Genomic DNA, 6,057 nt, shown 5'->3' on the forward strand with positions numbered 1-6,057 from the left:
GGCCTTGAGGCCGCGTGCGCAGCACGCTTCAAGAACTGACTCCGCGCAACTGTTTGACCGCAGCGTAGCGGAGGGAGTTTTGCGCGGGGCCTCAAGGCCTGAGTACCRCAGGGAACCCGAAGCGCAGCGCAGGGCGGGCGGATCGGGGGCGGTTTCTTTGCTTACTTTCTTGGGCGCCCAAGAAAGTGAGTCGCCCGCCGGGGCGAAATCCCGGCACCACGCTCAGCACCAACCAACAGGTGCAAAAACATGACATACCCATCAGCGGCAATACCGACCACCACCGGCACGCTGCGCATCAAGCTCGCCATCATCCTCACCTACATGCTGTTCGGCGCCCTGCTGAACAGCGTCGGTGCGGTCAACCTGCTGGTCGTGCAGACCCTCGGCGTGCCCCGCGCCGAGGCCGCGCTGCTGGACGCGTGGAAGGACCTGCCCATCGCGCTGACGTCCTTCCTGGTCGCCTCGCTGCTGCCGCGCCTGGGCCTGAAGCGCGCCATGCTGCTGGCCCTCGCGGCCGTCGGCGCGGCCTGCCTGGCGATGCCGGTGCTGTCGGCCTTCTGGGCCATCAAGCTGCTGTTCTGCACGCTCGGCGCGGGCTTCGCCCTCGTCAAGGTCTCGGCCTATTCCATGATCGGCCTGGTCACGCACGACCGCGCCGGCCATGCGCGCTTCACCAACCTGCTCGAAGGCCTGTTCATGGTCGGCGTGCTGGGCGGCTATCTGCTGTTCAGCCAGGCCGCGCATGCCGAGGGGCGAGGTTGGCTGCAGGTCTATCCGCTGCTGGCCGCGTTGGCTGCCGGTGCCTTCGTGCTGCTGCTCACCAGTCCGCTCGACGAAGGTCCGATCCAGTCCCCGAACACCAGCGTGCGCGAAGACCTGCTGGCGATGGCGCCGCTGCTCAAGATGGCCCTGGTTGTCGTCTTCCTGCTGTCGGCCTTTCTCTATGTGCTGATCGAGCAGGGCATCTCGACCTGGCTGCCCAGCTTCAACAACGAGGTGCTGCACCTGCCCACGGCGATGAGCGTGGGCCTTGCGGTCATCATGCCGGCGACGACGGCGCTGGGCCGCCTGACCAGCGCAGCCGTCATCGGGCGGCTGGGCTGGTTTGCCGTCGTCATCGCCTGCCTGGTCGGCATCGCAGCGCTGATCCTCATCACGCTGCCGCTGTCCCTGAACGTCGCACCGCTGGGCGCCGACGCTGGCTGGCTGAACGCCCCGCCCGCGGCCTATCTGCTGCCGCTGACCGGCCTGCTGCTGGCACCCATCTACCCCGCCATCAACTCGGCCATGCTGAGCGCTCTGCCGCAGCGCCAGCATGCGGCCATGACCGGCCTCATCGTCGTCTTCTCGGCCTTGGGCGGCACGCTGGGCAGCTTCGTCACCGGCCGCCTCTTCGTCGCCTTCGACGGCACCACCGCCTTCGGTCTGCTGCTCGTGCCCGTCACGGCCCTGGCCATCTCGCTCGCCCGGCTGCGCCGGCATCTCGCATCGTCATGACTTTCCGCTCCCAGCGCCCCGGCGACCTTTTGGCCGCCGCGCCCGTTCACGCCGCCGCGCACAGCAGCGCAGCCACCCCGCACGAGCTCTACGGCGAGCTCTTCGTCGCCGTGCAGATGACGCGCGTCTTCGGCGACGGCAAGAGCTTTGTCGACGCCCGGCCCAAGACCGCGCCCGCCATGATCCGTGCGCGCTTCGAGGTCGAACGTCGCCTGCCGGGCTTCTCGCTCACCGACTTCGTCCACGGCCATTTCGTGCTGCCCGGCCATGACACCGCCGTTGGCCCGCGCCTGGGTGTGCGCGAACACATCCGCGCGCTGTGGCCGCTGCTGGTGCGCGAGCACCGCCAGGCCGAAGACGGCGAAAGCCTGCTCGCGCTGCCCAAGCCCTATGTCGTGCCAGGCGGGCGCTTTCGCGAGCTCTATTACTGGGACAGCTACTTCACGATGCTGGGCCTGGTGGCCGACGGCCGGCGCGACCTGGCCGAGGCCATGCTGGCCAACTTCGCCCACCTGATAGCAACCTACGGCTTCATTCCCAATAGCAGCCGCAGCTACATGCTGAGCCGCTCGCAGCCACCGTTCTTCTTCAGGATGGTCGAGCTGCTGCACGCCGACGACCCGGCCGCCGGCTTCGCGGCCCATCTGGACGCGTTGAAAACAGAACACGGCTTCTGGATGGCCGGCGAGGCCACGGTGGCACCCGGCCAGGCCCATCGCCGCGTAGCCCGCACCGCCGACGGCGCCCTGCTCAACCGCTATTGGGACGACCGCTGCACGCCGCGCGAGGAGAGCTGGCGCGAGGACGTGCTGACGGCCGAGGCCGCGACCGGCCGCACGCCGACAGACGTCTGGCGCGACCTGCGCGCCGGCGCCGAGAGCGGCTGGGACTTCTCCGGCCGCTGGTGCGCCGATCCCGCCGACATCGCGACGATCGAGACGACAGCGCTGGCACCCGTCGATCTGAACGCGCTGCTGGCCGGCCTGGAGAGCGCGATCGCCCTGGGTGCTGCGCGCAGCGGCGACACCGCCACGGCCCAGGCCTTCGAGGCCCGCATGGCCGCCCGCCGCCAGCTGCTGCAGACGCGCTTCTGGCGCGCCGATGCTGGCCCAACGGGTCACTATGCCGACCTGAACTGGCGGCAGGCCACCGACCCGCGCCCGCTGACGGCCGCCGCCCTCGTGCCCCTGTACCTCGGCATGGCCACCCAGCCGCAGGCCGACGCGATGGCCGCCCAGGTGCAGCGCCACCTGCTCGGCGCCAATGGCCTGTTGACGACGGCCCTCACGACTGGCCAGCAGTGGGATGCCCCCAACGGCTGGGCGCCGCTGCAATGGATGGCAGCCCAGGGCCTGCTGCGCTACGGCCATGCGGCGTTGGCCCGCGACATCGCCGAGCGCTGGTGCGCCAGCGTGCACCGCGTCTACCTCGCCACCGGCCGGCTGCTGGAGAAATACGACGTCGCCCAGGACAAGGCCGGCGGCGGCGGCGAGTACGAGACCCAGGATGGCTTCGGCTGGACCAATGGCGTCTTCGTCGCCTTCAAGGATGGCCTTCTTAGCCCCTAGTTCCGGTGCCCACCCCTGAGGCTTGGGGGGCCTAGCGCCCTGAGTTGCCATGACCTCGGGCTAAGCTGGTGGCCGACATGCCTGCCGACACGCCCACGCTCAGCCCCGCCGCCCTCGCCCGTTGCATTCCCTTCTTCGTCTTCATGGCGCTGCTGGCACTGCGCGGCTACCTGCCCGCCGACGGCGGCCTGGACACACGCTGGATCTACGGCGCCCAGACTGTCATCGTCGGCGGCCTGCTGGCCTGGTACTGGCGCGGCTATGGCGAGCTGGTGCGGCAAAACCTGCCCGACGCGCGCGAGACCGGCTGGGCCGTGGTTGTCGGCATCGCCGTCTTCGCGATCTGGGTGCAGCTGGATGCGCCGTGGATGCAGCTCGGCTCAGCCACGGCCAGCTTTGTGCCGCTGGATGCCAACGGCCAGCTGATCTGGCCACTGATCGTGCTGCGCCTGGCCGGCGCAGCCCTGGTTGTGCCGGTCATGGAGGAGCTGTTCTGGCGCAGCTTCCTGATGCGCTGGGTGCAGCATCCTGGCTTCGAGCGGGTCAACCCGCAGACAGTCGGTGCGCGTGCCGTCGTGCTGTCCACCTTCGTCTTCACGCTGGCCCACACGCTGTGGCTGGCCGCCGTCGTCGCTGGCCTCGCCTACGCCTTGCTCTACCGCAGGAACGGCAAGCTGTGGAGCGCCGTCATCGCGCACGCGGTGACGAATGGGCTGCTGGGCCTCTGGGTCATTTGGACCGGGCGTTGGGAGTTCTGGTAAGGCTTGAGCCCCATCAAACGCTCCAGAGTCGCCGCACGGTAAATGCAGCAGAGCCGTGCGTCAGACGCTGAAGGGGCGTTGCGCTTCGAAGCCTGCGTTGGCCGCACCGACCACGTAGTAGTTAGGCGTCTGGCTGGGCGGCATGAGCCTGATGATGTCCCTGCAGAAAGACTCGTAGTCCCGCCCGTACTGGCCATCTGCCCAAACGCGCTTGAGCGTGCCGGTGAACAGGCCGTTGTCCATGCCGTCCATTGACAACTGGTTGTCCTGGCAGCCCGAGATCAGAATCACGCTGGCGCCGATGTTGGCCTTGTCAGCGGGGCCGCAGAGATACTGCAGCGAGTCATAGAAGTTTTTTCGCTCCTGGTAGACAGGCCATGCCCTTTCGAACGGGATCGCCTTGATCGCACCAGCAGGCGGGCTCAGCCCGGCCTGGCGAGGATTCGTCACCGCCATCATGCCCACTGCCTGCGCGACGAATTCATAGCGCGCCATCCTCGCGACCGTGCCGCTATGGCAGCTGTCGGACAGCACCACGATGCGCACGCCAGGCGCGAAGCGGGCCCACATCGCATACAGCTCGTCATCGATCAGCATGCGATCAAAGAGGCACCATGTTTCATCCAGGGCATCGGCCTCCTCGTCGTTCGCGTCCCCGAGCTGCCCGCCGTGGCCCGAGTAGCTCAGAATGAACAGGTCGCCCGGGCGCAATTGCTGCGCCGCGTCCGCAAGTTCCGCGAGTACACGCGCAGACGTCGCCTCCTGCGTCAGCAGCAAGGTGCCCGTGCAGCCGACGCCGGTCGCGATGGCCGCCATGTCCCGTGCATCAGCCTCGCAGGCAATCAGCGGGCCGGCCCAACCACCGTACTGCGCCGGATCGACGGCATTGAGCCCGATCGCCAGGTACCACCCGCGCGACGCAGGTCTGCCGCCGGGGCCTGCGGGCCTGTGCGATTGCGCCGGTCGTCGTGTGGCGTCCGACGGAGTCTGGGCGCCTTGCCATTGGTCAATGCCTGTCATGAGCTTCTCCCGCAAAGGTGGGCGCAGACTGTCCTTGCCCGGACGACGTTGTACGGTTCGGAGCGTCTGTTGAACTCGTCAAACTTGCGGAGGCCATTGCCGATGGACGCACCGCCGGGGGGCAATGCTTGCGAACATGCGTCGGAAACCCTAGCCAAAACAGGCCAGGCCGCGCGCAAGGCCGGCCTCGCCGAGCCTTATCCGGGAGCCTGATTCGGTCGTTTGCCTATCCAGCACGACCGGCGCGGCGCTGGCCCAGGCCCGGCCGCTCCAAGTCGCGGAACGCCTCGAAGATCCATGACCTCAGGCCAATGACCACGCTGTAGGGCCGCTTCTCAGAGGACGGCAGCTTCTGGTCCAGCAGATGCTGTCGGGCGAAGTCATCGGCCGTGCGCTGCAGCCGTTCGGCCAGCTCGCGCGCATGGCCGGCGCCGAACTCGCCATGCACCAGCGTCAGCAGCTCGCCTTCGCCATCGAAGCCGCCGGCGAAGAAATCGGCCATCACCCGCTCGCGGAAGAACTGCATGACCGGCCCCTGCGGCCGCCAGCGCAGCGTCTTGGCCACCTTGAGCTTGTAGCGGTTGTGCGGGCGCAGTTCGATGACGCCGAGACGGTCGAGCTGGGTCAGGGCCGCAACGGCGTCGGATTCGGCAATGCGATAGCGCGACAGCACGTCCTCGATGGCCCAGTGACTCAGGCAGCAGATGGCAACAAGCAGCAGCACGGGCGAGGCCACGACGGCACCCTCCTGCTCCAGTGTCAGCTCGCGCAAAGCCGGCGCCTGTTGCCCCAGGCGCGCGGCCAGCTCGGCGAACTCCAGCTTCAGCACGCGGCAGATCTCGTCCACACGCGACAGTGGCATCTCGCCGCCCGGCGCGAGCATGCGCTTCACGCTGGACTCCRACAGGTCCAGGGCCAAGGCCAGCTCGGCATAGCTCAGGCCCTGCGTCTTCAGCTCGGCCTTGATGAGGGCCACCAGCGATTGCGTGCTCGACATGAGGCGAGACGGTAGCGCATGACGACACCGGCGGCTCGGCGCCTGCGCGACACGGGTCCCCCTCGACCGTCGGGCAGTGTCATGAAGCGCTACTTTGCGGCGCTTGCCACGCGCCTTGGAACTATTCCCGAGGCCAGCCACCCCGGCTTCACGCAAGATCGCGGCCATCGCAACATTCGTTCACAAGAAGACACCCGCATGGCTCAAACCC

At 68.1% G+C, this 6,057-nt stretch carries 5 protein-coding genes; 3 read left to right on the forward strand and 2 right to left on the reverse strand.

The window, feature by feature from the left end:
- The first annotated feature begins 249 nt into the window (after positions 1 to 249).
- The 3 genes from AC1DU6_RS17310 to AC1DU6_RS17320 all read left to right on the forward strand — a co-directional run bounded on the left by AC1DU6_RS17310 (position 250) and on the right by AC1DU6_RS17320 (position 3,829).
- Positions 250 to 1,500 (forward strand): MFS transporter, encoded by a 1,251-nt coding sequence (locus AC1DU6_RS17310; protein WP_477858536.1) that lies wholly within the window; start codon positions 250 to 252, stop codon positions 1,498 to 1,500.
- Positions 1,497 to 3,068: an alpha,alpha-trehalase TreF gene (gene treF / locus AC1DU6_RS17315; RefSeq protein WP_477858538.1), complete on the forward strand. Its 1,572-nt coding sequence runs from the start codon at positions 1,497 to 1,499 to the stop codon at positions 3,066 to 3,068. The genes AC1DU6_RS17310 and treF overlap by 4 nt, the downstream gene beginning before the upstream one ends.
- A gap of 77 nt (positions 3,069 to 3,145) precedes the next feature.
- Entirely contained in the window at positions 3,146 to 3,829 is a 684-nt protein-coding gene (locus AC1DU6_RS17320) for a CAAX prenyl protease-related protein (protein WP_477858542.1), read from the forward strand.
- Positions 3,830 to 3,889: 60 nt separating this feature from the next.
- Here the strand turns inward: AC1DU6_RS17320 and AC1DU6_RS17325 are convergent, their stop codons facing one another.
- On the reverse strand, positions 3,890 to 4,849 hold the full coding sequence (locus AC1DU6_RS17325; RefSeq protein ID WP_457320006.1) for a caspase family protein: 960 nt from the start codon (positions 4,847 to 4,849) through the stop codon (positions 3,890 to 3,892).
- Positions 4,850 to 5,075: 226 nt separating this feature from the next.
- Positions 5,076 to 5,846 (reverse strand): helix-turn-helix domain-containing protein, encoded by a 771-nt coding sequence (locus AC1DU6_RS17330; RefSeq protein ID WP_477858540.1) that lies wholly within the window; start codon positions 5,844 to 5,846, stop codon positions 5,076 to 5,078.
- Between the last annotated feature and the right edge of the window lie 211 nt (positions 5,847 to 6,057).

This window comes from Roseateles sp. P5_B10, assembly GCF_056400485.1.

What these genes read in the sequence shown, in the direction of transcription:
- treF (WP_477858538.1), top strand. Translation starts at nt 1,497, where the DNA reads ATGACTTTCCGCTCCCAGCGCCCCGGCGACCTTTTGGCCGCCGCGCCC.
- AC1DU6_RS17310 (WP_477858536.1), top strand. Translation starts at nt 250, where the DNA reads ATGACATACCCATCAGCGGCAATACCGACCACCACCGGCACGCTGCGC.
- AC1DU6_RS17320 (WP_477858542.1), top strand. Translation starts at nt 3,146, where the DNA reads ATGCCTGCCGACACGCCCACGCTCAGCCCCGCCGCCCTCGCCCGTTGC.
- AC1DU6_RS17325 (WP_457320006.1), bottom strand. Translation starts at nt 4,849, where the DNA reads ATGACAGGCATTGACCAATGGCAAGGCGCCCAGACTCCGTCGGACGCC.